Genomic DNA, 24,763 nt, shown 5'->3' with positions numbered 1-24,763 from the left:
CCTGCTTTTCTTTATCTTTCATCTATCCCTATTATATCATCACTTATGTGACTTGAAAGTAATCAATACATGACTAACAGCTTGCTTTTTCATTATTTTATGCTTCTCTACGTTTTAAAGGTTGTTTAGCAACGGTGTTTTAATGGCTATTTATGTTTATAAATTTTAAAACATAAATAAAGCACATTTAAAATGAATTACAAAATAAATATACATTTTATTACTCTTCCTTGAATACTACTAATCTTATACATATGAATTCAGGAGGTTACTATATGAAGCAGCAGAATATTAGTTCCATCAAGCAGAAAACAGTACCGAACCAACTCCAATTCTCGAATCATGATGCGTGGAAATATGAATCGTATTATAAATACCAGCCATTATTTTCTTATAAAAAGCTTTTTCATTTTCTTTCTCAACTTTTTAAACGTTAATACGTGTGTGTGATATATTATCCATAATAATTTTCTCAATATATACCTGATAGACTTACTATAATACAACTGTTATCATATGAAATATTCTGTTGGATAAACCCCTTAAGTTGACCTGCCTATTTCAGCAGGTCTTTTTTGATTATTATTTAATTCAGTACAATTATATATGTTTACATGTCTTTTCTCCATTTTATAACCATACGCCACTCACAACAAATGATGATAATAACAAGAAGTAAAATATAAGTTCTTAAGATTTAATGAAGTAATTCTTTTTTTCTCAATACACAAAACGAATTTCACTTGTTACTATAAAAGTACTCCAGATGAGTTTTTGCTCATCAACATTATCTAGTCAAAGGGATCTGCTGCGGGAAGCGGATCCCTTTGACTTTATTAAAGATCTATTTTCATTTGGACACATTTACCAGGTTTTTTTAATAGAATTTTATGATAACATTACTTAGTCGAGTCCGACATCTCGGCAATACCCTTTTGAGGCTCTGCAACTTCCCTTGCAGAGCCTTGTTTATTATCGTATTCATTTTATTTATATATACCACAATAAAATTCTTCATCTTTTTCCATATCAATTTCTGAAATTAATCTAGGACACGTAACTAAAAATAAATTCCCATCATACTTTGAGTTATACATGTTCAAAGGAGTGTTACCGTTTATGTATTCTTATTGGCAATCGTATTACTCCCCCTATCATAACCCTTATGTACACTTTGATACATCTGTACGTAATTACCGAATTAGTAAAAACGAGAACTTTTTAAAAGGTTATATGCGTTCTTTATGGGAACAACATGTCGCTTGGACGAGATTAGCTATTATAAGTATTGTCTTTAATTTACCAGACGTTAACGTTACAGTTGGGCGTCTTCTTCAAAATGCAACACATATGGGACTATCTCTTGAACCATTCTATGGTGAGGATGCTGTAAAAAAATATAGTGCACTAATTAAAGACCACTTAGTCATTGCAGCGGATCTAGTTAAAGCCGCAAAAGCTGGTGATCAAAATACAGCTGCCGCTATAGAGAAAAAATGGTACGCTAATGGTGATGAAATTGTGGCGTTTCTTACTAGCATCAACCCATATATAGAAAAAGAAGAATTTCGAAAAATGTTTTATGAACATTTAGCATTAACAAAAGCTGAAGCACTTGCCTTCCTAAATAAAGATTTTGAAGCAAGCGTAAAACTATACGATAAAATTGAAAAAGAAGCATTAGAAATGGCAGACATGATAACAAACGCAATCGTAAAGCAATTTCCGCAAGTGTTTCAATAATAATAAGCCGATTTGAAAACACAAATCGGCTTATTAAACTTTGTATCAATGAAATTTCACCTCTCCCCTTTACATTTAACGTATATCGATATATTTTATTAATATCCGTTTTTTATAGGAGGAAATCTTTTGATTAACGCCATTGGTCTCGTATTTATACTCACAAATAAACACGAGAAAAAAAAGAAAGTTTATCTAAATGAAAAATTCGCATTAATAGACATTATTGATTCTAAGGAAGTAATTGATGATGACGGTAACTTACTAGTTGAACTAACATGTAAATACAGTATATATTTAGATGAAAAATATTACTGTAAATCTCTCGATGATTATACTGGGCAAGTATTTCCGTTCTTGAGCGCTAAAATAGGAAAAGGTCTTCTCAGAAATTTAAATTACTATTTCTCATACGTTGATGCTTATGATAAGAAACCACCTGTTAAAGAAATTAGACCACTTATGAAACAAGTAACGAACAGATAGCGAAAAATACTTAAAAAAGAAAGCATCTAACTTCGGATGCTTTCTTTTTTGAATCTAGAATAGAACTCGTTAAGTTCTATCCTTCTTCTAAAAGTATGTATCTAGACATACTTTTAATTAAAAACAATGGAGGATTTAACTGAATGAAATACTCAGAAACGATTGTTAGTAAACGGCTTCGAACACTTAAAATATTTAGTATGTTTATTATGCTAGTTTTAATTGGATGGCTTGGATATACAAAATTACTTTATGAGAATGGATTTCTTCAAGAAAAGAAAAATTCTGTTGAAGTAATGAATACTAGCATTACAGGTGAAATTGAACAAAGTTTCCATGTAAACTTACAAGGTTACCGTAAAATAGACGTTGATACTATTATAGATGCAAGTAAAACCGATCCGAGCGAACTATCATTAATAGAGCTAATTAATACATCTTGTTCGCGAGATTGCATAAGTGAACCATTGACATATGTGGACGAAAACAATGGATATATCTTTTATAAGGAATCTACCGGAACTAATGTAGCTATAAAAATTAAAAAACGAGATACATGGGAAATTGAAAGAAAATTACTTCAAGATGGAATGTAAAAGCTTCATATACAAAAAGAGTACTTACTTTTAAGTACTCTTTCAAAAAATTTTACCACTTGCGGCACTTATCGTCATCATCATCACGCTTACGATTGCAACGGCAATCATCACAATCACAATGACGTTTACGTTTACAACCACAATCATCACAATCTCTACGTCTACATCTTCCAAACATTAGATCATCCCAAAATCTATTACAATCCTGGAATTGTCTACAACGACAATTGTTTCCCATGAATATGACTCTCCCTTCAATAGCATTCATCATATTCTATGTTTGAAAGTATAAAACGGCTTGTTTACTAGTCTATATTCTACGTTTTATAAAAGTTATTTTAGCATCCTTAATAATTCTTCCTTACATATTCAACGGAAATACAACATAGAAAAAAGCCCAATATTTGGGCTTTACATTCATGTATATTTTCTTTCTTCTCTCTCACAATAGTATGTAACTGCTAAGTTCACTAAAGATGCAACAAAAGCAAGGGTGCTCGTTGTTAAGAATATGTATTCTAATATTGATAAGTTATTAAAATCAATTAATAATAACACAAGACCTATACAAACAAAGCTAGATACATTACTTTTGAAAACTTTTTTCACTCTTAATCACCTCCATCTTCATACCTTAATTATACATTGGTTACCTATATACATTGTAAAACATTTGTTATATCAACCAAGCTTATGTAAACCGAAAAGCTGACTATAATTTCCCTATAGCTCCCTCCCTTCCCCCACAGCCTCCTTCAACCTCTGCAACATATACCCAATCCCTTTACACCCAGCTAACGGATACGTAATGATTTCTTCTGGATATAATTGTGTCACTACTTTCTTATGTTTCTTTCCTGCAAGTAAAACGATTTCATCAAACTGAAGCAAGTCCTTTTCAATCATCTGTTGTTTTAATCGTTCCATACTAATAATCTCATCACTCTTTGAATCAAACGCAAGATCATAGTTTTCTAATACAATATCATTTGGTCTTAAAAATCCATGCTTCGCAGATAAGATAACCCAATTCTCGAAAAACATAGTTGCATACGCCTGACATGCTTTTCCGAATGGGCTAATATATACATCTTTTGCCTCCATCGGCCCGTAATCTGAATACTTATCCCAAATTTTCTTCTTTCCGCATGGAATTATGCATAACCTTTTCATCTTTATTTCTTACCTCACTTCTAACTTTTTAAATATAAAAATATAGAACTCTCTACTTCTTCATACGCAGCTTCTATATCTCCAATTCCCACTACGTTCCAACCATTATTTGTTTCTATCGGTTTTTCATTCATTATGATATGAACTTGTGTCATATTTTTAAAATCTTCTTCAAAAGATGCTAAAACAGGTTGATTTATCATATATGTTTTATTATGTATACTTACACTTAAAAAAGTTTTATGTAATGCTTTATTTCCGTTTAACTTTACATTCATTGGATTAAACGAATTTAATTTTATATTCCCTACAATATACAGATGATACCCTTCTTCTTTATAAAATTGCATGAAATCCTTGTCTCTTTCGTTTTGAACAAAATGAAGAATTTGCTTTGTTTCTTTACTTATTGCAATTTCATTATTTAAACTCAAATCCACATTTATATTTTGTTTTAAAAAGGCATATAACGATGTATCACTATTAAAGAAGCTCGTTTTCCATTCAGGAAGGATTTCATCTAATAATAAACATAAAAGCATTCCTGGGCTATAGCAGCTCTTTCTAATGTTACAATTAGCTTCATATGCATCTAAAATAAGTCCGCTATATTTTCGTAATGTTTCGCTTTCATCCTTTTTGCATACTGAATTGTATGCATTCATTTCAACATACCAAGCAGGCCCCTCTATGCTTTCAACCATACATTCATATGTTATAAACTCTTCTTTCATAAAACTAGCTCTACGCTCTCTTAGTTCAATAAATCGCTTAATATAATTAATTCTCTCAGCTTGTGACTTACAATGAACAGCATCATATAAACAAATTCGTTCTTTATTTCGCAATTCTATATTTTCTTCTGTTATAGGATATTGAAATCCTATAGATTCATTTGGAAATCTCCTTTCTTTATTCAAATATTGATAACAATGAAAAAGTTCATGCACCACAACCGCAAGTAAAGTTTCATAATCTTTATATCTATTCATATTCACAATAGCAGTCGGATAATCTTTGAATAGTATAAATGTATCAGCTTTAAATTGTTCATCCCACTTTAATACGGTATACTCATAGTTATCATCATCTTTCAAAAATAGAGGATGATGAAATACATACACATGTTCATCATTATATAATGCGAATGCAGCCCCCATAAAACCAGGCCATAGTTCATACAATAGATCCATATTTATATCTTGCTTTATTTTATTTAATATATTGTCCATTATATCCCCACCTATATCATTCTACATACATCACTTCTACTCCACTTAAAAATAACCCTTTTATTTAAATAACTGTAAAAAACATATCCCTTATCTCAACCTATACTGTATTATATAAATATATGTGTATTGATGTTATTAAAAGGAGGTGAACATATGAAGAATCTTCTCCCTGCACTAGTACTCTATATTATTGTTTGCATAATCGCTATGATTGCTCCAGCATCTGAAGGCTATAATCACGTTGGCTGGAAGTTGTTTGTTGGGCAAGCGTATGCCATACCTATTTTCATCATTGCGGCTATTATTACATTTTATATAAACAAGAAGAAATCTACGAATAAACAGTTATAAGGATAGCTAATGCTATCCTTATTTTAATTCGCTAATCAGATCCAAAATAACCCTTGTTGTACTTTCTATCCTTCCTTCCGAAAAATCAAACGTAACACCTGTTTTTTCATATATTTCTTGTATAGGTAGGTTCCAATCTGAACTAGCTCCCTCTTTAAAGAAAGCAATCGCTTTTTCTGGATCTTCCCGATAAATTTGAAACAATTGCATTGCTCCTATTTGTGCAATTGCATATTCAATTTTATAAAAAGGAAACTGAATAAAATGAAATGAGTCTAACCAACTTGAACTAATTTCATCTTCTAATCCAGCAATATCGACTGATGAATATTGATACCTTTCACATAGTTCCATATATTTCTTATCACGTTCTTTTGGAGTATGGTTTGGATTTGAATACAGCCAGTGCTGAAATACATCTCCTGCAATTGACGACATTAACAGTGAGAAAGCACGATATAATTGTACGCGCTGTACTTCTTTATATTCATCCTCTTGCTTATAAAAGATATCCAGCTTATCCATTACTAGCAACTCAAGACTGAGAGAATAAAGCTCAGCCACTTCTTCGCGAAGATATTTTTCTTGCATACTACTATCATTGTTAAATTGTTTATAAAAATGAAAGGCATGCCCTACCTCATGTATGAGTGCATTAATTGCATAAAATGATGGACTAAAATTAGAATACACAAAAACCTCTTTACTATGAGGCAAGGTAAAACAAGCGGCTCCTGGCGCTTTATTTTCACGTTCTTCTACGTCAATGAATCCAGCTTTCCTTATATGAATAAATTTCTCATAAAAATATAAATCAGTCTTCCGAAACATTTCTTCCACCCCATCCAATAAATCAACGGTATTTTGAAATGGGGCTTTTGGTAAATTACAAGGCGTTAAATCCCAAGGACGATACGTTTTTACACCGAGATTCTTTTTAGAAAGACTTCCTAACTGTTTCCAAATTGGTACAACATACTTTTCTATAGATTCATGAAGTTTATAACACTCTTCGATACTATAGTCTCTATTTTTTTGTTTAAAAGCATATTCACTATAATTATTAAATCCTGCATGTAAAGCTATCTCATTCCGCAATTGTACGAGTTCATTCATAATACAATCTATTTCTATTTTCACTGCACTTCTTGCTTCACATAAAGCGTACCAAGCTTTTTTGCGAATAGCCCTATTGGGGTTATCTAGCTTTGCTTTTACGTATGCATACGTCTTTTGCTCACCTTCCCAATTAATAGATATGTTAGACATTATTTCTCTATATTTCGTAATAAGTTCTTGCTCTTTAATGGAAAGAGCAATGTTCTTTTCATTAAACATTTTACTTTTTACTACTCTTGCTTTTTTCGTAAATCCATATTTCTGCTCATCTAATAAATTTGAAAATGGACACTCTCTAAATTTCTGGTCAAATTTTGCATTGTATCTTTTTAAAAGTGGCTGAATTGTACTTTGATTATACATATGTAAATCACGTATATTTCTGTCATTTGTATCTCTATACATGGCGATTAAACTACTTGTTATCTCCTCTTCTACTTCAGCGTTTACACGCAATTCCTCCAAAAGCCAACGCTCTAATTCTGAAACAGAAGTAATATTTCGCACTAAAAGTGACTGTAATTTACTTTCTAAATCATTAAGCATACACAATCCCCCCATTTTAAATTTTCTGTTTTTTAGAGATAAAAAAGGACAAGTAGTCAGATTGGCTACTTGTCCTTTTTTGTTAAACCATACTCAATACTATTAAGCTTGGAATGCTTCTGTTAATACTGGTACGATTTGTTTTTTACGAGATACAACACCTTTTAAAGTAGCAGTGTTGTTTTCTAGAGATACGTTGTATGCTTTCTCAACAACGTTTGCTGCTTTACCGATCGCAAGACCGACAGAATCGTTAGTTAAGATATCAGTTACAACGAATAAGAATAGGTCTAAACCTTTTTCTTCTACTACTGCAGAGATAACTTTTTCAAGTTCCGCTTGGTGTACAAGAACGTCGTTTGTATCAACAGCGTTTACTTGTGCGATTTCAACTTTCGCATTACCCATTTGGAATTCTTTAGCGTCAAGAGAGATTAATTGCTCCATTGTTTTTCCGCTTAAGTCAGCACCAGCTTTTAACATTTCTAAGCCGTAGCTATCAGCATCTACACCAGCGATTTCCGCTAATTCACGAGCTGCTGCTACGTCTTGCTCTGTGCAAGTTGGAGATTTGAATAGTAAAGAATCTGAAATGATTGCAGATAACATTAAACCTGCAACTTCTTTACGAATTGTAACGCCATTTTCTTTGTACATTTTGTTTAAGATTGTAGCTGTACATCCAACTGGCTCACAACGGTAGTAAATAGGATCGCTTGTTTCAAAGTTAGCAATACGGTGATGGTCAATAACTTCTAACACACGAACAGATTCGATATCGTTAGCACTTTGTTGACGCTCGTTATGATCAACTAAAATAACGTTGTTCACTTCGCTTGCTACTGTCTCAACAAAACGCGGTCCTTCTACTTTAAAATAGTCTAACGCAAATTGAGTTTCACCGCTGATTTCGCCTAAACGTACAGGCTCAGCATTCATTCCTAATTCTTTTTTCAATTCTGCATAAGCAATTGCAGAACAAATTGCATCTGTATCTGGGTTTTTATGCCCGAAAACTAGTACTTTTTCCATGTTTTCCACCTCTTCATGAAAAGGATATCTTAAAGAAGCAAATATGACAATATTTAAAGCCCATTTTTTTATAAATAATTGCACTTTCTTCTATATTTTTCATCGTTTTTCGTAAAAAAGATCATCTAAAATGAATTAGATGATCGAAACGTATATTTTATTTAAAATAAGGTAGGAGCCTGCACTACATGATTTAACGCGAAATTTGATGCTAAACCGTTATTTACAAGGTTAACATCTATAACTTGATAAAATGCATTCCCAGTATCTGCAATTTCCCAAACAGCTAAAATAAGGTGATATCCATTTCTATCTGTAGGTACATTTGCTTCATGTGTCACGGAAGTTCCTGGTCTAGCTCCTCCGTCATTTTTCACATAAAACGGTACTAAATCTAAATCAGATCGTGATAATGGTTTATTTGGATTCCAATCTTTTTTCGTAATATAGTATTTCCATTCTTTCGTACTATGAGGTGCCGTTAGTTTCCACTTGAATGTATTCGTCCCTCCGTTTAACGTAACTTTCTTCCACCTATCAACTGTTTGAACGTCTAAAGCAGGAAAATGACCAGCTCCGGCAATTTGTCCATCAGAAGGTCCTAATTGCGGGAATCCACCTATTCCTTCTACACTTTGTGGCTCATATTGAATCGGTCCGCAATTCACATTTACCCCTTGCTTACATAAATAAGAACGGCTCGCTGGTGATTCAACATATCCATGAGCTGAAGCTTTTTCTGAAAAACCGAAAGTTAACAATCCCGTAAGTAATATGCTACCACTTAACATAACTTTCTTCACTTTCTGTAAACCTTTCGTTTTCATCCCGACATCCCCTTTCGCATAATAAAGCGAAAACAACTATAGTTGCCTAGTCATCTCCTCTACATTCATTATAAGATGAGAAACTATACAAACATAACCCTCTAAAAACTTTCTCAAATTCAATTAGTACATTAAATAAATTTTATTAATACATTCAAATAACACCGCTAGAGAAATATAGACGGTGTTAAATATACTCAATTAAACTATTCGTTTATAAATAAATTACGAAATTGGCAAAGTTAGTCTAGTTATCAAATAGCCCTCTCCCTCTCAGATTTGCGGAAACTGGCTCCTTTCCGATTTCACGTGCCCATATAGATAACTGGCCGATATGGTGGATTTCGTGGACAATGACATGACGTATTAACTCTCCGTGTGTACATTCAATGACTCGGCGCCTAATTGGTGCGTCTCTTGAGCTAATCGGCTCTTCATTGAAGTCAGCTTTTGAAAGTTTCCGAGAATCCATTTCATTTGTCCAAGAGGTCACAAATGGCTTCACTTTCCCGTGGTATTGAGCTGAAAGATTTTTCACTTTTTGTAAGCTGGCATACTCTTCAAACAATGGCTCCTCAGGCACTGATTCACCACACAACCCTAAGATCCACATATATTCCACATCTACAATATGAAATAGGGTATGTAGTATACTGCCGAATCCACCAACCCGTTTCTTTACCAGTTCTTCGGCCGATATGTCTTCGCACCATGTAAACCAATCATCACGAACTTGCCAGTTATATTGAAACAGTTTCAACATCACAGCAACCTCCATCTTTTAGATTGACATTTAATATTCACCAAAGGACTTCAAAATTCCTATTTAAGTAATACCTCTTATACAACTGTTAAAACCTTATACAAATTGGCCCTCAAATTGAACATTCAATATGAAGTTAATGAATGAAAAGAAAACCCCTATTATACAGGGGGGATCAATCTTTTTACAAATCAATACTCAGACCTAATAACAGATTTTTCGTTTAAAAATATCCCTCTTTTTAAATAAAAATACTAAATCATTTTATAATAAATAACCGTTGCATCTAAATTACCATTTGGAGATATTGCGTATTCTGGTATTTTTCCAACTTCTTTATAGTCTAATGATTTATACAATCTATTAGAAGGGTCTCCTTCTCTCGTATCTAGCACTATAAGAGACCTATTTTCTTGCTTTGCTCTTTCCTCTGCTTTTTGCATAAGCAAATGTCCAATGCCATTACGTCTGAAGTTTGGATGAGTCATTAACTTACAAATTTCAGCTCTATGAATCCCATTAGGCTTTGTAACTAAATGTAATTGAATACTCCCTGCCACTTCATTATTTATTTTAGCAACATACAAGATCACTTCTGGTGCTAATACAGTTTCCCAATACTTCGCTGATTCTTTTTGTTCCAGTGGAGGTAAAAAACCAATTGACGCCCCATCATCTACAACCATTTTCAAAAGTTTAGAAAGCTCTTCCACATCATCTTCTATTTGCTTAATCTCTTCAATTACTACATTTTGCATTTACTAATCCCCCTTTTGTTTCATTGTACCAATTTTTAAAGAAGGAATAACGGATAACTAAGATGAAATTATTTAAGGTACATTTTTTTGAGAAAGGATACTTATATGAAGTATATATTAGATAGGACATACGCAAGAGAACTTCTCAAGTGGGCATATGAACAAAACCCAGGTCCGTGGTTCGAACATTCATGTAATGTTGCCCTTGCAACTGAAAAGATAGTTGTAGAACTTATTAATAATGGGTACGACCTAGATGCTGACATAGCATATAATGCTGCCCTCCTGCATGATATAGGAAGATATAAAGGGTTTACTAAATCTGTTATTCATTCCTATGATGGTTATATGTATTTGAATAATTTAGGGTATACAGGAAACGCGATTATTTGCGTGACACATTCATTCCCGTGTAAAAATGAGCATTTAGATATAGCAGCGGAGTGGAGTCTCGTTCCTGACCATATGAGAATCCAGTTAGTTGAAATATTGAATGAACATTGTAACTACGATTTATACAATAAAGTAATTACTCTTTGTGATGCTCTTGCTGACGCGGATGGTTTTACTACGCTGGAAAGAAGATTGATTTCCGTTGGTTTACGTCATGGTACAACGTCTCATACATCATTACATTGGAAAGGGTTTTATGCAATTAAGAAAGAATTAGAAGCTTTAATCGGTAAAAGCATATACACAGTTCTTCCTGATGTAGAGAATTCGATTTATGAAGATATAGAATATTAAAGTGAATAAAAATTTAATCTCACATAAAAAACGTTTTAAACTTTATGTTTAAAACGTTTTTTTATTCAATGCTTTTGATTTTTCAGTTCTGTTAAACATTCCTGTACTAAAGTTACCGCTTGACTCATTGCAGCTCCACCAGCAAATGCTGCTGATACACCACACGCTTCCAGAATTTCTTTATCTGAACACCCTTGATCAAGACAACCTTTTGTATGATAAACGGTACAATATTCATCTTGCGTTGCTAGACTAATTCCGAATGCGATAAGTTGTTTTTCCCTTTTTGTTAAAGCGCCCTCTTGAAAACAAGCTTGCGTGAATGCATTATATGTTTCTGCAATTTCAGGAATTTGGTTTGTAAAACTACCGATACCTTCTTTATAATGATGTAGAACGTCATTTACTGAACTATGTTGTTCGTGTTCCATCTTATTATTACCCCCATTCAAATTATGTGTACCTATTGTAGTATGTGATGAAAAGAAGGTAATATACCTCATTAAATAGAATGAATATTCAGTTTATTATAACTACAATTTCAGACTATCATCCACTACTGATTGTTCTTTATAGTTTTTCCTTTCAATCTCTTTACTCCTCTCTTCCCAAAATGTTAAACCTTCAATTCCCACATTTTTAGGATCAAACACTGGATCTTTCCCTTCTTTTTTCTGTGATTCATAATCTTTTAACACTTTTAATGCAATTTTACTTAATAGTAGAATCGCGATTAGATTTAACCATGCCATACTACCAATTCCTAAATCTCCAAGATTCCATAAAAGTGACGCCGATTCTACGCTACCGATGTATACCATAATTAAAAATCCAATTTTTAAAACTGGTTTTAACCAGCTATGTTTAAGCTCACGATCTAAATAAGTAAGTGTCGTTTCAGCGATATAGTAGTAAGCAAGTAAAGTTGTAAACGCGAAGAAGAAGATTGCGAATGAAATAAATATTGGACCAAACCCTGTCATAACAGTTTCAACTGCTTGTTGTGTATAGATTGGACCTGCATCAACATTCCCTATATTCTTTACAATGGCGCTTTTTCCTTCAGGTATAACATTATACATACCTGTTATTAAAATCATAAGAGCTGTCGCTGTACATACAACAATTGTATCGATATATACAGAAAATGCTTGAACTAGCCCTTGTTTTGCAGGATGGGATACTTCAGCAGCAGCGGAGCTATACGTCGCTTCTCCAACACCAGCAACATTTGAAAATACAGCACGCTTTACTCCCCATGCAATTGCTGCACCGACGATTCCGCCAAACATTTCATTTACACCAAAAGCACTAGAGAAAATTAAAGCGAACATACTTGGAATTTCTGTTACATTCGCAATTAATACGATACATGTAACAATTACATAACCTATTGCCATAAATGGAACAAGCATTTGCGAAACGCCCGCAATTCTCTTTACGCCACCAAAAATGATTGATGCTAATAATATAACTAATAATATTCCAGTTATATATTTGCTAATGCCATTAGAGTTTTCAAATCCAACTGCGATACTACTAGACTGAATACCTGGTAATAAAACGCCATATGAAAGTGTTACAACAACCGCTACAATGACTGCAAACCATTTCATTTTCAGGCCTTTTTCAATGAAATATGGTGTACCACCTCGGTATTCATTCCCAACTTTACTTTTATACACTTGAGATAATGTTGATTCAACAAATGCACTCGCTGCTCCTAAAAGAGCCATTACCCACATCCAAAACACAGCTCCCGGTCCGCCAAAAGCGATTGCTGTCGCGACTCCTGCGATATTACCTATTCCAACCCTACCTGATAAGGCTAAACAAAATGCTTGAAAGGATGAAATTCCCGTCTCCGAGCTCTTCCCTTCAAATAATAATTTAATCATCTCTTTAAAATAACGAATTTGTAGAAAACGAGTTGCAATTGTAAAATACACACCTGCTCCTAATGCAAAAACAACTAAGCCAATACTCCATACTTGCCCTACTAACCACTCTACTAATTGCTCCATCCAAATCCCCCTTAACATTCTTTTGAAAACTATTTTATATATAAGAAAACGGACAACTATTATTAAACCTTATAGTTGTCCGTATCTCTCATTATTTCATCCCTCTATTTATTAACAGTTAGATTCTCTATTACTTTATATTGACCCAAACACTTTTCACTTCTGTGTAATTATCAAGCGCATATGAACCTAACTCACGACCAATACCAGATTGTTTAAACCCACCAAATGGTGCAGCTGCATTTTCTAAATTATAATCATTAATCCATACTGTTCCTGCCTTTAATTTATTGGCAACTTGATGTCCTGTTTTAATATTTTGTGTCCATACGCCCGCAGCGAGTCCGTATGAAGAGCGATTTGCTCTTTCGATGACCTCTTCTGTTGAATCAAATGGAAGTACAACGACAACTGGTCCAAAAATTTCTTCTTTCACAATTGTCATATCATCAGTAACATTTGTGAATACAGTTGGCTGTACAAAATATCCTTTTTCAAATGCCCGTTCACCACCAGCAGCAACAGTAGCGCCTTCAGCTTTTCCTTGTTCAATGTAATGTAGCACACGCTCTTGTTGTTTTTTAGATACGAGCGGTCCCATTTCTGTTTCCTTCTCCATACCTGCTCCAAGTTTCACGTTATTCGCCATTTCCACTAGTTCATTTACGACTGTTTCGTAATGTTTTCGGTGAACGAACACGCGAGAACCGGCACTACAATTTTGGCCGTGATTATACATAATGCCTTGGAATGCACCGTTAATCGCTTCTTCTAAATCAGCATCTTCTAAAATAATATTTGGTGATTTACCACCAAGTTCTAACGTTACATGTTTAATTGTTTCTGCAGATTGACGCATAATATATTTCCCTGTAACTGTTGAACCTGTGAAGGCTACTTTATCAATATCATGATGGTTTACGATTGCAGCTCCTGCTTCAGGGCCAAAACCTGGAACAAAGTTTACAACACCGTTTGGAAAACCTGCTTCTTTAAAGAGCTTCGCTGTATATAATAACGATAAAGGCGTTTGCTCTGCTGGTTTTAATACGATTGTACAACCTGTTGCTAGTGCAGCTCCCATTTTCCAAGAAGACATAACGAGTGGAAAATTCCAAGGAATAATTTGACCTACAACGCCAACAGGTTCATGGCGTGTGTAATTTAAGTAATCTTTTGAAATCGGAATCGTTTGCCCAATAATTTTCGTAGCCCATCCCGCATAATAACGATAATTTTCTACAGTCGCTGCAATATCATCATCCAGTGCTACTTGATATGGTTTTCCATTATCTAAAGCTTCTAACTGCGCTAATTCTTCTCCATGCTCTTCAATTAAGTCTGCTAATTTATAAATAAGGTGCGCTCTTTCAGCGGTAGTCATTTCTACCCAAGGTCCTGATTCAAATGCAGATCTTGCAGCTTTTACCGCTACATCAATATCCTCTTCTCGCGCTTCGCATACGACAGCTAAAACATCTTCTGTTGCTGGATTGTATGTCTCAAATGTCTTCCCGCTAATGGAAGGTACAAATTCACCATTAATAAACATTTTAATTTCTTCATTTAAAAACGCTTTCACTTTTGGTCTCAGCTCAATGTTTTTCGTTAACATATATGCTCTCCTCCTTATTTAAACAGCTGCATGAGCTGCAATTTTTGAAATAATCGTTTGAAGTTTTTGATCTTCTTCTTCAGTTAATCCGAGTCTCGGATAACGAGAAGGTCCCCCAGCTTGCCCGTATAATTCCATTGAGCGTTTAACGATTTGTACATATTTTCCTGATCCTTCAAGAAACTCGCAAAGAGGTAAAATAGCATCGTTTATTTCCCAAGCTTTTTCTAATTCACCATTCTGGAAATGCTCATACATTTTCGTAACAAGTCCCGGTACGATATTTCCTGCTACTGAAACCCATCCCGTTGCACCTACTAAATAAGACTCCATAACTAAATCTTCAGATCCACAGAAGACTTGAAAAGCACCTTCGCTTTGTCGTACTAAATCTCTTGCTTTACGAATATCTCCGCTAGATTCTTTAATATGTGTAACATTTTCACATTCTTTTCCAATACGTAGCATGAGCTCTGTACTCATATCAACACCAGATGTAAACGGATTATTGTATAACATAATTGGTATATTTACAGCGTTTGAGATTTCTTTAAAATGAAAATAAATTTCCTCTTCTTTCGGCTTACAATAGTACGAGTTAATAATTAATGCGCAATCCGCTCCGTGTGCTTCTGCATGTTTCGTATATTCAATCGTTTCTTTCGTCGTTTCTGCTGCAGTTCCTACAATAACTGGAATACGGCCATCAACTTCTTTTAATACTGTTTCTACCATTTTAAATCGTTCTTCTTTTGATAAACTAACAAACTCCCCTGTACTTCCATTAATAATAATGCCAGCTACCTTTTGATCGATAAAATAGTTAACGTTTTGTTTTACACCGTTCCAATTAATTTCTTGAAACTCATCCATCGGTGTAATCAATACTGGAAATGCCCCTTTAATTTTTTTCATATTTATCTCTCCCTTTACTATTTTATTTTAATAAAAATCCTGTCGGAAACGGATCTGTAGGGTCTAATAGAAACGTCTGCATTCCTGTAATAAACCCTCTACTTTCAAAGCGAAAAATGTATCCTTGTTCTTCTTTCTTCACTTGTTCCACTGTTATAAAGCTATTAAATATACTTTCATTTTTAAAAGGTTTATCCGCTATATAATCATTTTTAAATAATGTATGAACATAAGATACAATAGTAGAAACAAAACCAGGCGAACGTACGATAAAGTTATCTTCATGAAATGTAATCGACTTTATTTGGTTCTTTTCTGTTTGCATAGATTCTACTAAAATAAGTCTTTTTATTAATGACTGTTTTTGTATAGCTTGAAGTGTAACTTCACTCCATTTTTTTAATTTAGAGATATTTTCAATACTGATTTCTGGTGAATATGCATCCTTTTCTACAACTGCATATACTTTATCTGCCTGAATGAGAGAGTAACTTATATTACCAACTTGTAAATTTTTCTCAATCATATAACATAGTTTACTTTCAAACGAAACAGATACAACTTCATCATTCTCTACATACGCATGGATTGAAAATATACCAGATAGCGTTTCGATTTTGTATTGGTTCGTCTCTCTCTTTTTTAAATACCCGCTTTCTAGTAACATCGTTATGACTGCGACAATCCCCCCATAATGAAGCGGAATGGATCCTTCATGATTAAAAAATAATACAGCTGCATCGACTTCCATATGAATAGAAGGAACGACAATACATCCATTTAATCCGATAAAACCACGTGGTTCATTTAATAAAAGCTTCATTTCTTCTGCTAATTCACCTGAAAATTGTTCGTTTAATTGCTCTAAACTGTAGTAGTATTTGCATGGTACATCTTTCATTACACGAAATGCTTCACCATTTACATGTACGTCTACTGCTGTATACATTTTTTGAATGTTCATTTTACATCCTCCGTTTCATGTTCCATCGGCGGAATTAGCAAAAAGCCTTCTTTAAGTGGGTCCTTTTCATTATAAAAAAATCTATGCATCCCCATAAGCCAAGCTGAACCTGTAATTTTCGTTACGACAGCTTCAATATTTTCTACAGATGTTGTATTTATGACGCACCCTTTAAATAAAGAGCCAACGATACTCTCATGAATAAACTCTTCATCCACTTCAATTTTTTGATTTGCGTATAATACAGCTAACTTCGCTGATGTTCCTGTACCACATGGAGAACGATCAATTCCTCCTGGCGGAACGACAACTGTATTTTTCATATGAGCACTTTCATGAGTAGGATCTGTATAAAATTCAATATGGGTTAACCCTCTAATAAACGAATACTGCGGATGAATGATTTCAAATTCCTCATTAATGATATTTCTAATATGAATTGCCTTATCGATAATTGTAGATGCATTTTCCGGTACTAACTCTAAACCTACTGACTTCGCATCGATAATGGCATAAAAATTCCCTCCATACGCAATATCTGCTTCTACAGTTCCAATCCCTTCGACTTGTACAGTAATATGTTTCAGTAAAAAAGCTGGTATGTTACAGAAAGAGACTTCTTTCGCTTTTCCATCTTGAACAAAGATATCCACTTCAACTAAGCCGGCTGGCGTGTCTAACTTTAACGAAGTAATCGGTTCAACTACCGGAATTAAACCTGATTCAATTAAAGCTGTACATACACCAATTGTATCGTGACCACACATCGGTAAATACCCACCTGTTTCTATGTAAATAACACCAATATTTGCTTCAGGATGACATGGATCTGTTAATAGTGCTCCTGACATTACATCATGACCACGTGGTTCATTCATTAACAATTTGCGAATCCAGTCATACTCCTTTTTCATATGTAACATCTTCTCTGCCATCGTCTCTCCAATTAACTTAGGAAGTCCACTAATCAATGTTCTCGTTGGATTCCCGCCCGTATGTGTATCAATCGTCGTAAAGACTCTTTGTGACCTCATCCGTTTAACACCCTTTCTGTAAAACGACTCAAACGAAGTGGTTCAATAGGAATAATTGTTTCTTTTTCATTTAATAATTCTTCAATCACTTTCCCAGTAACAGCTGCAAGGCTAATGCCATCTCCTTCATGCCCTGCCGCTATAAAGTAATTCGGGATATGTTCCACACGTGAAATGATCGGTAAATGGTCTTCTGTCCACGGGCGTAATCCAGCATATGAACGAATCACCATCATATCCGCCATTTTCGGATAAAAGCGAATTGCTCTATTCGCAATACATTTAATAACCTCGTTATTTATCCTCGTATGCATCCCTACAAACTCTCTACTACTACCAATTAAAAAATTTTGACTTTCTGTCGGCTCAAATACAAGAGCTACCCCATATTTTTCAGTTAAAGCATCCACTTTTCGTTTTCCGCCAAATTTAGAAATTAAATAACCAAATTCCATTACTTTACGACAGCCAACGTGTTGTTGCCTTGAAGCTACAATAATATGCCCTTTTCTCGGTTCAATTGGGACATTTATATCCAACATTTGTCCGATTTTTGGAGCCCATACACCGGCTGCGTTCACCACTTGCTTCGCAGTAAACGTCTCATTTGTCGTTTCTACAATAAAGGATCCGTCTATATCTCTTTTCATTTCTTTTACTTCCGTATGATTAAAAGCTTTCGTACCAAATTTCTTCGATTCTGCAAGAAGTGAGAAAGCAAGAAGATATGGATTTACAGTTGAATCCGTTGCGCATTCTAACCCGCCTAATAAATCATCTGCAAAAAATGACGATTCTTCTCTTATATCGTGTCTATCAAGCATTCGAAACGGTAATCCAGCTTCCTTTTGACGATTCACCCATTGCTGCGCTGCTTCCATTTCTTCGTCCGACTCACATACGAGAATACTTCCTGGTGCTCTATATTCAAATGAATGCTCTAACTCTTCACTTAATTCTGTTACTAATTTTTGACTTACTAACGACATTTGACTATCAAACCCTGGGTCTTTATCAATAGCCAAAATATTCCCGTCACACCGTGAAGACGTCCCACTGACAAATTCTCCTTTTTCAATGATTGTTACGTCTCTACCGTATTTTGATGTGTAATAAGCGATAGAACAGCCAATAATACCACCGCCTATTATTAAAACGTCACAGTGCCTCACTTAGCACCCCTCCTTTCTTTTTACTCCCTCACTTTCTTTTATGCAATTGACGTGCCAACTCTACATATATACACTTTTTATAAAAAATATTTTTATTTGTAAAAATATTTTAAATTTATCGTAAATAGGTGTATTATTTTTTTATCACTGTCAAAATTTTTATACATAACAGGAGGACAATATGGCATTCTCATTTCCCACAATAAACGAATTTCTAAAAACTTTATCCATTGATCATACATACAGCATGCAACCTATTGAGCAAGTTGGAGAAAAATTTTATTACCGCCCTTCTACTACTGAAGAATATAACTGCGCTGTTATATATGAAGATGACTCATTCACCACTTTAATTGACATGTTTTCCAATGAAATAGTTGTCATCATAATGAATGAAAATAAAGTGCCTATATGCTGTATAACAGCTCAGCAAATCATTCCGTTTCTTGTTAAGACTTACAATGAACTACAATCTTTTTATAACACCGTAATACAAACAACGGATTCTTCTGTTACAGTTATCGATGATAAAGAATGTGTTCGCACTTGGACAGATGGCGCCGAAAAGATTTTTTCGGTCAACCATACTGAAATTATTGGACAACCTATCACTCGTTTTTTTGACTATAAAGATTTGGAAATCTTGCAATCATTACATGACGGAAAAAGCATAATCGCTCAGTTCCATCAGCCTCGTCCAGATTTGTTCGTATTAATTAATTCAAATCCAGTGTATTGTAACGATGAAATTATCGGAGCTGTCGTTTCAGAAACTGATGTAACAAATCAAGTCGCTTTAAACGAAAAACTATTCAATATGTCACATGAAATGCACCGTTTAGAACAAGAGGTCGCAAAGTACAAAGATGAATCAGATCCTTTCCTTGCGATGAATGGAAAGAGCCCTGTTATTCAAAGAACAATACAATTAGCTAGAAAGGTTTGTTCGGTGAAATCAACTGTTTTAATACTCGGCGAAAGTGGTGTTGGAAAAGAAGTATTTGCAAAAGCAATTCATGAAGCAAGTGAAGCTACTAAGGCACCTTTCATTTCAATTAACTGCGGTGCAATTCCCGAGGCGTTATTTGAAAGCGAATTATTCGGGTATGAGCGTGGGGCTTTTTCTGGTGCAAATAGTAAAGGAAAAAAAGGTAAAATAGAGCTCGCGCAAGGCGGTACATTATTCCTTGATGAAATAGGAGAAATGCCGCTTGATATGCAGGTAAAACTTTTGCGTGTACTACAAGAACGAAAGTATTACCGTGTTGGTGGAGAAAAAGAGATTCATATTGATTTCCGCATTATCGCTGCTACAAATCGTGATTTACAAGAAGAAATGAGAAAAGGCACGTTCCGAGAAGATTTATACTATCGTTTAAATGTAGTTAGTTTGCATATTCCACCGCTTCGCGAAAGACGAGAAGATATTATCGAATTAACATACTCTTTCTTAAATGATTTTTCAATCAACTATAACAGACCAATTCGTGACTTACCTTCAAGCATTATGCATGAACTACTTCATTACAATTGGCCAGGTAATATTCGCGAACTCCGTAACGTTGTTGAGAGACTTGTCGTATTTGCGACTGACGGTATTATAAAACAAGAATATTTACCATTTCATACAAATGAAACGTTAGACAACCATACGGCACATTCCCTATTACTCAGCAATAATAATACAATCCTCTCTTTGCAAGAAGAGATGGATGAACATGAGAAAAAAGTCATCGAGAGGGCTTTACGCATTTTAAATGGGAATAAATTAGAATGCGCGAAACAGCTTGGTGTTACGAGGGCCACTTTATATAACCGCCTAAAAAAACTCGGGTTACAATAAACATTCCTTCTCTACTATGGCATAGTTTTTGCATAATAATTTGTGCAAACCGAACTAGAGGAGGAATACATATGACGAATAAAGATCACTTAATTGTTTGTCGATGTGAAGAAGTTACATACGGACAACTTCAATCGACAATTGCTGAATATAAATGCTCGGCAAGAGAATTAAAACTAAGAACACGTGCTGGCATGGGATTTTGTGGTGGCCGCACATGTAGAATGATGATAGATCGAATGATTGAAAGTGCAAATCCCGACGTAAACACTAATGAAATGCCATTAAAATATCAACCACCAGTTCGCGCAATTACCTTTGGAGCGGTAGGTGAAAATCAATGAATAGAATTACACATCACCCTATTTTAGGAAGTTTAAATAGTAGTAAGCGCATCACTTTCCAATTTAACGGGCAACAATATGAAGCCTATGAACATGAAACCATTGCGGCGGCTTTACTTGCAAACGGAATACGAACATTAAGAGTACATGAAGATAGTGGAACGCCGCGAGGTATTTACTGTAATATCGGGCATTGTTCTGAATGCCGCGTGACAGTAAACAATCAAACGAACGTACGAGCATGCTTAACTGTTCTAGAAAAAGATATGGTAGTTGATAGTGGTAAACAGCATCCAAATATCGTGAGAGAGATGGTGAAAAAGCGATGAACGATGTCATTATTATCGGAGCTGGACCAGCAGGTTTATCAGCCTCCATCTCTTGTGCTCGTTTTGGACTAAATGTACTTGTTATTGATGAATTTATGAAGCCTGGCGGAAGGTTGCTCGGACAATTACATCAAGAACCTACTGGAGAATGGTGGAACGGAATAGAAGAATCAAAACGACTTCACGAAGAAGCAAAATCACTTTCAGTTAATATTCGATGTGGCATTTCTGTCTATAATTTAGATAAAGATGAAAGTTCTTGGTTCGTACATACGAATATCGGTACGTTAGAAGCACCGTTCGTTTTACTTGCTACTGGCGCTGCTGAGTACTCCATTCCCCTTCCTGGTTGGACACTTCCTGGGGTGATGTCAATCGGAGCAGCTCAAGTTATGACAAATGTTCATCGCGTTCAAGTTGGGCGAAAAGGAGTAATTATTGGTGCTAACATTTTGTCATTCGCTATCTTAAATGAATTACAATTAGCGGGCATTAAAGTGGAACATATCGTACTTCCTGAAAAAAGTGAATTAAGTCAAAAGGCTGGAGAACCCGAAGAAGTTTTAAACTCTCTCTTACACGCTGCCCACCTTGCCCCGTCACCTTTATTACGTATAGGTAGTCGATTGATGAAATATAATTGGGTGAAACAAGCTGGATTAAACTTCTATCCAAATAACGGTATGAAAATAAATGGCACACCACTTCACCTTCGAAAAGCAGCTCTTGAAATTATCGGTACAGATCAAGTTGAAGGTGTACGGGTTGCTACTATTGATACGAAAGGAAACATCATAACTGGATCGGAACAAATATATGAGGCAGACTTCGTTTGTATTGCCGGTGGCTTATACCCTCTTGCTGAGCTTGCTGCTGTAGCTGGCTGTCCTTTCCGTTACATTCCGGAATTAGGCGGCCATGTTCCTCTCCATTCCGAAACAATGGAAACCCCTCTTCCCGGTTTATTTGTAGCCGGCAATATAACTGGCATTGAAAGCGGAAAAATCGCGATGGCACAAGGAACTGTTGCTGGATATTCAATCGTAAAACAAGCAAATACAAAATCCCAGTCGGTTGAACAACACTTGCAACAGGCGATCCAACATGTACATACCGTACGACAACAAGCTGCCATTCAATTTAACCCGATGATTGATGTCGGTAGACGGAAAATGAATGAAATTTGGCGTGATTATTCCCTAGCATATGCACATACTAAAAAGAGCTGCTGAGATTACTCTCAACAGCTCTTTTCGCTACTCATCTGAGTTATTAAATTTCGCTAATGCGTAAATGCCTTCTTCATCATCTAATTCAAGTTGTAGTCTTGCTGCGAATGAATTGACATTATATTCTCTGTCAAGTAACAAGCGTAGTGCTTCAATTAAGTTTGCTTGAATTAATATTTGTTGACGGCCATTTACCTCTACTTCTGCAGAGAAACCATATTCATCATCATACATTAGCTCAACTAAAACTTCTTCTGGACCAACTTGTCTTTTTTCAGCGATATATACACAAAGCGCATTGATAAGTTCTTGTTCAGAAATTTTTATTGTTTCCATGCTACTTCATCTTCCTTTTTCTTACGTTGATCTTTGAAGTATTTAAATGCACGAACTGCTAACATTACGATACCAGCCATTACTAACATATTTACCATAAACGCTAATACAGAACCAAGAGCTCCCATATTTGCAAATAGGCTACCCATTAGTAAACCACCAAGACCACCTAGTAATAAACCTTTCATAAAGCTTCCTTTATTACTCTTTGGTGCTGTGTTTGTTGCCTTTGTTTTTGAATCTGTTGTTGTTTTTTGTGAGTTTACGTTATTATCTTTTTTGTTCAAATCAACTTTTGACTTTTGACCAGAACTTGGTGTGTATGATTTTTTACCAGATTTGTAACCCTTCGCTGCTGCGTGATCTACAAACATGAAGCTACTAGCTCCAAAGATAACCATGAATGCTGTCATGACTGCTACAAGTTTTTTCAACATATTATATCCATTCTCCTTTTATATAGATATATGTGAAATCTACCTTTCTAGTAAATTCAGAATGATAGATTTGTTTTTAAAAACATTTTAAAGGTTCTTATGAACTCATTATATGAACTTTTGTCGAAATATGCAAGCATTATTTACTTACGACAGTTTGGTGACAAAGGAAAAATTAAGCAAAACAGAATTGACTTTAAATGAAACAAAACATATTATAGGTTCATAAGAACTTTTTATTATTTTTGGAGGTGAAAAGATGGAAACATTTCATCTCACACGAAACGAAATGGCTACCCTTCTTCTATCTTTAAGAGGATGGAATACGAAAAAGCCTCTCGGTATTTTACAAGAAGCGTGGGCAAAGTCACATAAAAAAGATATTGAAAGCGGACAAAGCGTAACTGCTTTTATTACTACCGCACTTTCACCTATTTTTGAAAAACTGATTAAAATTGATGATACAGACGTCGGTTTTTCATTAAATGAAATAGTTGCGCTTGGAAATCAGATTGAAAATACAAGTTTCTCAGTAACGGCCATGCAAAACTGGGTGAAACGAGATATTAAAGAAATGATTGGCTCTCCTCAAAAAGGAAAAAAATATTCAATTGAACAAGCAGCCTTACTATTCATTGTTGAAGATTTAAAAACAGCACTTGATTTTGAATCCATTCGTAAGCTATTACGCCTTATCGTAAATGACCCAGCCGATCGAAGTGATGACTTAATCAATCCTGTTCATTTATATGGAGCATACTCTTCTCTATTTGAAGAACTCAATCAAGGGAATTGCTTACAACTAAATGCAACAGATACAATCCATACAATTGAAAATATCGTGAAAGAAAGAGCTGATAAAATTGCAAGCAAGTTCGATCAGGTTAACAACGAACAACGCGAAGCAATTCGTAATGCGATTATTATTGCCACATTATCTGTGCATACCGCTTATGTACAAATGTTAGCAAAACGTTACGTAACAGCAACTTTATTTTTACAAAATTTAGAAGTGAAACCGTAAAAAATAGGAGCAGAAATGCTTCTATTTTTTTATAACGAAAACAAGCATCAATCTGTTACATACTTAGAACAGGTTGATGCTTGTTTCTCTAGGTATTAATTATAAAAAACCATAATCG

Annotated in this window: 29 protein-coding genes; 11 read left to right on the top strand and 18 right to left on the bottom strand. The window is 34.7% G+C overall.

Annotated features, from left to right (window positions below):
- Window positions 1-275 precede the first annotated feature (275 nt).
- The 4 genes from QEP67_RS13820 (at window position 276) to QEP67_RS13805 (ending at window position 2,825) form a co-directional block, all read left to right on the top strand.
- Window positions 276-437 carry a hypothetical protein gene (locus QEP67_RS13820; protein ID WP_000813317.1) on the top strand — a complete coding sequence of 54 codons (162 nt, stop codon included), beginning with the start codon at window positions 276-278 and terminating at the stop codon, window positions 435-437.
- A 682-nt stretch (window positions 438-1,119) separates the two neighbouring features.
- Window positions 1,120-1,743: a hypothetical protein gene (locus QEP67_RS13815; RefSeq protein WP_000287709.1), complete on the top strand. Its 624-nt coding sequence runs from the start codon at window positions 1,120-1,122 to the stop codon at window positions 1,741-1,743.
- A 129-nt stretch (window positions 1,744-1,872) separates the two neighbouring features.
- Entirely contained in the window at window positions 1,873-2,229 is a 357-nt protein-coding gene (locus tag QEP67_RS13810; RefSeq protein WP_000606235.1) for a hypothetical protein, read from the top strand.
- A gap of 143 nt (window positions 2,230-2,372) precedes the next feature.
- The gene (locus QEP67_RS13805) at window positions 2,373-2,825 is read left to right on the top strand and encodes a hypothetical protein (RefSeq protein ID WP_000877593.1); all 453 of its coding nucleotides are present in this window, start codon (window positions 2,373-2,375) and stop codon (window positions 2,823-2,825) included.
- Between the two features lie 52 nt (window positions 2,826-2,877).
- Here QEP67_RS13805 and QEP67_RS13800 read toward each other — a convergent pair whose 3' ends face one another.
- The 4 genes from QEP67_RS13800 to QEP67_RS13785 form a co-directional block, all read right to left on the bottom strand.
- Entirely contained in the window at window positions 2,878-3,066 is a 189-nt protein-coding gene (locus QEP67_RS13800; protein ID WP_071742436.1) for a hypothetical protein, read from the bottom strand.
- A 179-nt stretch (window positions 3,067-3,245) separates the two neighbouring features.
- Window positions 3,246-3,437: a hypothetical protein gene (locus QEP67_RS13795; protein ID WP_000755155.1), complete on the bottom strand. Its 192-nt coding sequence runs from the start codon at window positions 3,435-3,437 to the stop codon at window positions 3,246-3,248.
- A 114-nt stretch (window positions 3,438-3,551) separates the two neighbouring features.
- Window positions 3,552-4,001, bottom strand: coding sequence for a DUF6884 domain-containing protein (locus QEP67_RS13790; protein ID WP_000824891.1), 450 nt, complete (start codon window positions 3,999-4,001; stop codon window positions 3,552-3,554).
- 20 nt (window positions 4,002-4,021) lie between these two features.
- Complete coding sequence (locus QEP67_RS13785; protein WP_000368802.1) at window positions 4,022-5,233, bottom strand: hypothetical protein; 1,212 nt, start codon at window positions 5,231-5,233, stop codon at window positions 4,022-4,024.
- A gap of 156 nt (window positions 5,234-5,389) precedes the next feature.
- On the opposite strand from QEP67_RS13785, the gene QEP67_RS13780 reads away from it, so the two are divergent.
- Complete coding sequence (locus QEP67_RS13780; RefSeq protein WP_000793387.1) at window positions 5,390-5,587, top strand: DUF4017 family protein; 198 nt, start codon at window positions 5,390-5,392, stop codon at window positions 5,585-5,587.
- An 18-nt stretch (window positions 5,588-5,605) separates the two neighbouring features.
- Here QEP67_RS13780 and QEP67_RS13775 read toward each other — a convergent pair whose 3' ends face one another.
- The 5 genes from QEP67_RS13775 to QEP67_RS13755 all read right to left on the bottom strand — a co-directional run bounded on the left by QEP67_RS13775 (window position 5,606) and on the right by QEP67_RS13755 (window position 10,632).
- Entirely contained in the window at window positions 5,606-7,252 is a 1,647-nt protein-coding gene (locus tag QEP67_RS13775) for a M3 family oligoendopeptidase (RefSeq protein WP_000930876.1), read from the bottom strand.
- 102 nt (window positions 7,253-7,354) lie between these two features.
- Window positions 7,355-8,284 (bottom strand): manganese-dependent inorganic pyrophosphatase, encoded by a 930-nt coding sequence (ppaC, locus tag QEP67_RS13770; RefSeq protein ID WP_000416875.1) that lies wholly within the window; start codon window positions 8,282-8,284, stop codon window positions 7,355-7,357.
- Between the two features lie 161 nt (window positions 8,285-8,445).
- On the bottom strand, window positions 8,446-9,111 hold the full coding sequence (locus tag QEP67_RS13765) for a lytic polysaccharide monooxygenase (protein WP_000850069.1): 666 nt from the start codon (window positions 9,109-9,111) through the stop codon (window positions 8,446-8,448).
- A 247-nt stretch (window positions 9,112-9,358) separates the two neighbouring features.
- Window positions 9,359-9,874, bottom strand: coding sequence for a DinB family protein (locus QEP67_RS13760; RefSeq protein WP_000915555.1), 516 nt, complete (start codon window positions 9,872-9,874; stop codon window positions 9,359-9,361).
- A 254-nt stretch (window positions 9,875-10,128) separates the two neighbouring features.
- Entirely contained in the window at window positions 10,129-10,632 is a 504-nt protein-coding gene (locus QEP67_RS13755; RefSeq protein WP_001181844.1) for a GNAT family N-acetyltransferase, read from the bottom strand.
- Window positions 10,633-10,737: 105 nt separating this feature from the next.
- Between QEP67_RS13755 and QEP67_RS13750 the strand changes: the two genes are divergently transcribed.
- Complete coding sequence (locus tag QEP67_RS13750) at window positions 10,738-11,379, top strand: HD domain-containing protein (RefSeq protein ID WP_000875121.1); 642 nt, start codon at window positions 10,738-10,740, stop codon at window positions 11,377-11,379.
- Window positions 11,380-11,444: 65 nt separating this feature from the next.
- Here the strand turns inward: QEP67_RS13750 and QEP67_RS13745 are convergent, their stop codons facing one another.
- The 7 genes from QEP67_RS13745 to QEP67_RS13715 all read right to left on the bottom strand — a co-directional run bounded on the left by QEP67_RS13745 (window position 11,445) and on the right by QEP67_RS13715 (window position 19,103).
- Window positions 11,445-11,882, bottom strand: coding sequence for a carboxymuconolactone decarboxylase family protein (locus tag QEP67_RS13745; RefSeq protein ID WP_151035442.1), 438 nt, complete (start codon window positions 11,880-11,882; stop codon window positions 11,445-11,447).
- Between the two features lie 30 nt (window positions 11,883-11,912).
- The gene (locus QEP67_RS13740) at window positions 11,913-13,403 is read right to left on the bottom strand and encodes an alanine/glycine:cation symporter family protein (RefSeq protein ID WP_000437007.1); all 1,491 of its coding nucleotides are present in this window, start codon (window positions 13,401-13,403) and stop codon (window positions 11,913-11,915) included.
- 130 nt (window positions 13,404-13,533) lie between these two features.
- Window positions 13,534-15,018, bottom strand: a complete 1,485-nt coding sequence (locus QEP67_RS13735; RefSeq protein WP_000956385.1) for an aldehyde dehydrogenase family protein — start codon at window positions 15,016-15,018, stop codon at window positions 13,534-13,536.
- A gap of 18 nt (window positions 15,019-15,036) precedes the next feature.
- Window positions 15,037-15,933 (bottom strand): 4-hydroxy-tetrahydrodipicolinate synthase, encoded by an 897-nt coding sequence (gene dapA / locus QEP67_RS13730; RefSeq protein WP_000721279.1) that lies wholly within the window; start codon window positions 15,931-15,933, stop codon window positions 15,037-15,039.
- A 22-nt stretch (window positions 15,934-15,955) separates the two neighbouring features.
- Window positions 15,956-16,897, bottom strand: coding sequence for a proline racemase family protein (locus QEP67_RS13725; RefSeq protein WP_001025554.1), 942 nt, complete (start codon window positions 16,895-16,897; stop codon window positions 15,956-15,958).
- Window positions 16,894-17,931, bottom strand: coding sequence for a proline racemase family protein (locus tag QEP67_RS13720; protein WP_001257546.1), 1,038 nt, complete (start codon window positions 17,929-17,931; stop codon window positions 16,894-16,896). The genes QEP67_RS13725 and QEP67_RS13720 overlap by 4 nt, the downstream gene beginning before the upstream one ends.
- Window positions 17,928-19,103, bottom strand: a complete 1,176-nt coding sequence (locus tag QEP67_RS13715) for an FAD-dependent oxidoreductase (protein ID WP_001215277.1) — start codon at window positions 19,101-19,103, stop codon at window positions 17,928-17,930. Before QEP67_RS13715 ends, QEP67_RS13720 begins: the two co-directional genes overlap by 4 nt.
- 181 nt (window positions 19,104-19,284) lie before the next feature.
- On the opposite strand from QEP67_RS13715, the gene QEP67_RS13710 reads away from it, so the two are divergent.
- The 4 genes from QEP67_RS13710 (at window position 19,285) to QEP67_RS13695 (ending at window position 22,851) form a co-directional block, all read left to right on the top strand.
- Window positions 19,285-20,946 carry a sigma 54-interacting transcriptional regulator gene (locus QEP67_RS13710; RefSeq protein WP_000885728.1) on the top strand — a complete coding sequence of 554 codons (1,662 nt, stop codon included), beginning with the start codon at window positions 19,285-19,287 and terminating at the stop codon, window positions 20,944-20,946.
- 71 nt (window positions 20,947-21,017) lie between these two features.
- Complete coding sequence (locus QEP67_RS13705) at window positions 21,018-21,290, top strand: (2Fe-2S)-binding protein (RefSeq protein ID WP_000182239.1); 273 nt, start codon at window positions 21,018-21,020, stop codon at window positions 21,288-21,290.
- Window positions 21,287-21,619 carry a (2Fe-2S)-binding protein gene (locus QEP67_RS13700; protein WP_001080016.1) on the top strand — a complete coding sequence of 111 codons (333 nt, stop codon included), beginning with the start codon at window positions 21,287-21,289 and terminating at the stop codon, window positions 21,617-21,619. The genes QEP67_RS13705 and QEP67_RS13700 overlap by 4 nt, the downstream gene beginning before the upstream one ends.
- The gene (locus tag QEP67_RS13695) at window positions 21,616-22,851 is read left to right on the top strand and encodes an NAD(P)/FAD-dependent oxidoreductase (protein WP_001000594.1); all 1,236 of its coding nucleotides are present in this window, start codon (window positions 21,616-21,618) and stop codon (window positions 22,849-22,851) included. The genes QEP67_RS13700 and QEP67_RS13695 overlap by 4 nt, the downstream gene beginning before the upstream one ends.
- A gap of 24 nt (window positions 22,852-22,875) precedes the next feature.
- Here the strand turns inward: QEP67_RS13695 and QEP67_RS13690 are convergent, their stop codons facing one another.
- Both QEP67_RS13690 and QEP67_RS13685 read right to left on the bottom strand, forming a co-directional pair.
- Window positions 22,876-23,184, bottom strand: coding sequence for a YxcD family protein (locus QEP67_RS13690; RefSeq protein WP_000447764.1), 309 nt, complete (start codon window positions 23,182-23,184; stop codon window positions 22,876-22,878).
- Window positions 23,172-23,621, bottom strand: coding sequence for a hypothetical protein (locus QEP67_RS13685; RefSeq protein ID WP_000914471.1), 450 nt, complete (start codon window positions 23,619-23,621; stop codon window positions 23,172-23,174). The genes QEP67_RS13690 and QEP67_RS13685 overlap by 13 nt, the downstream gene beginning before the upstream one ends.
- 259 nt (window positions 23,622-23,880) lie before the next feature.
- Here QEP67_RS13685 and QEP67_RS13680 point away from each other — a divergent pair, with 259 nt between their 5' ends.
- Window positions 23,881-24,645 carry a DUF1836 domain-containing protein gene (locus tag QEP67_RS13680; RefSeq protein WP_000447225.1) on the top strand — a complete coding sequence of 255 codons (765 nt, stop codon included), beginning with the start codon at window positions 23,881-23,883 and terminating at the stop codon, window positions 24,643-24,645.
- Window positions 24,646-24,763: the final 118 nt, after the last annotated feature.

The organism is Bacillus cereus group sp. MS39 (assembly GCF_040448665.1).
Taxonomy (GTDB): Bacteria; Bacillota; Bacilli; order Bacillales; family Bacillaceae_G; genus Bacillus_A; species Bacillus_A wiedmannii.
This window is presented reverse-complemented; position numbering and strand designations above follow the sequence as displayed.

Excerpts from the sequence above, each read along its gene's own strand:
- QEP67_RS13820 (WP_000813317.1), top strand. The coding sequence starts at position 276 with ATGAAGCAGCAGAATATTAGTTCCATCAAGCAGAAAACAGTACCGAAC.
- QEP67_RS13815 (WP_000287709.1), top strand. The coding sequence starts at position 1,120 with ATGTATTCTTATTGGCAATCGTATTACTCCCCCTATCATAACCCTTAT.
- QEP67_RS13805 (WP_000877593.1), top strand. The coding sequence starts at position 2,373 with ATGAAATACTCAGAAACGATTGTTAGTAAACGGCTTCGAACACTTAAA.
- QEP67_RS13800 (WP_071742436.1), bottom strand. The coding sequence starts at position 3,066 with ATGGGAAACAATTGTCGTTGTAGACAATTCCAGGATTGTAATAGATTT.
- QEP67_RS13790 (WP_000824891.1), bottom strand. The coding sequence starts at position 4,001 with ATGAAAAGGTTATGCATAATTCCATGCGGAAAGAAGAAAATTTGGGAT.
- QEP67_RS13785 (WP_000368802.1), bottom strand. The coding sequence starts at position 5,233 with ATGGACAATATATTAAATAAAATAAAGCAAGATATAAATATGGATCTA.
- QEP67_RS13780 (WP_000793387.1), top strand. The coding sequence starts at position 5,390 with ATGAAGAATCTTCTCCCTGCACTAGTACTCTATATTATTGTTTGCATA.
- QEP67_RS13775 (WP_000930876.1), bottom strand. The coding sequence starts at position 7,252 with ATGCTTAATGATTTAGAAAGTAAATTACAGTCACTTTTAGTGCGAAAT.
- ppaC (WP_000416875.1), bottom strand. The coding sequence starts at position 8,284 with ATGGAAAAAGTACTAGTTTTCGGGCATAAAAACCCAGATACAGATGCA.
- QEP67_RS13765 (WP_000850069.1), bottom strand. The coding sequence starts at position 9,111 with ATGAAAACGAAAGGTTTACAGAAAGTGAAGAAAGTTATGTTAAGTGGT.
- QEP67_RS13760 (WP_000915555.1), bottom strand. The coding sequence starts at position 9,874 with ATGTTGAAACTGTTTCAATATAACTGGCAAGTTCGTGATGATTGGTTT.
- QEP67_RS13755 (WP_001181844.1), bottom strand. The coding sequence starts at position 10,632 with ATGCAAAATGTAGTAATTGAAGAGATTAAGCAAATAGAAGATGATGTG.
- QEP67_RS13750 (WP_000875121.1), top strand. The coding sequence starts at position 10,738 with ATGAAGTATATATTAGATAGGACATACGCAAGAGAACTTCTCAAGTGG.
- QEP67_RS13745 (WP_151035442.1), bottom strand. The coding sequence starts at position 11,882 with ATGAGGTATATTACCTTCTTTTCATCACATACTACAATAGGTACACAT.
- QEP67_RS13740 (WP_000437007.1), bottom strand. The coding sequence starts at position 13,403 with ATGGAGCAATTAGTAGAGTGGTTAGTAGGGCAAGTATGGAGTATTGGC.
- QEP67_RS13735 (WP_000956385.1), bottom strand. The coding sequence starts at position 15,018 with ATGTTAACGAAAAACATTGAGCTGAGACCAAAAGTGAAAGCGTTTTTA.
- dapA (WP_000721279.1), bottom strand. The coding sequence starts at position 15,933 with ATGAAAAAAATTAAAGGGGCATTTCCAGTATTGATTACACCGATGGAT.
- QEP67_RS13725 (WP_001025554.1), bottom strand. The coding sequence starts at position 16,897 with ATGAACATTCAAAAAATGTATACAGCAGTAGACGTACATGTAAATGGT.
- QEP67_RS13720 (WP_001257546.1), bottom strand. The coding sequence starts at position 17,931 with ATGAGGTCACAAAGAGTCTTTACGACGATTGATACACATACGGGCGGG.
- QEP67_RS13710 (WP_000885728.1), top strand. The coding sequence starts at position 19,285 with ATGGCATTCTCATTTCCCACAATAAACGAATTTCTAAAAACTTTATCC.
- QEP67_RS13705 (WP_000182239.1), top strand. The coding sequence starts at position 21,018 with ATGACGAATAAAGATCACTTAATTGTTTGTCGATGTGAAGAAGTTACA.
- QEP67_RS13700 (WP_001080016.1), top strand. The coding sequence starts at position 21,287 with ATGAATAGAATTACACATCACCCTATTTTAGGAAGTTTAAATAGTAGT.
- QEP67_RS13695 (WP_001000594.1), top strand. The coding sequence starts at position 21,616 with ATGAACGATGTCATTATTATCGGAGCTGGACCAGCAGGTTTATCAGCC.
- QEP67_RS13690 (WP_000447764.1), bottom strand. The coding sequence starts at position 23,184 with ATGGAAACAATAAAAATTTCTGAACAAGAACTTATCAATGCGCTTTGT.
- QEP67_RS13685 (WP_000914471.1), bottom strand. The coding sequence starts at position 23,621 with ATGTTGAAAAAACTTGTAGCAGTCATGACAGCATTCATGGTTATCTTT.
- QEP67_RS13680 (WP_000447225.1), top strand. The coding sequence starts at position 23,881 with ATGGAAACATTTCATCTCACACGAAACGAAATGGCTACCCTTCTTCTA.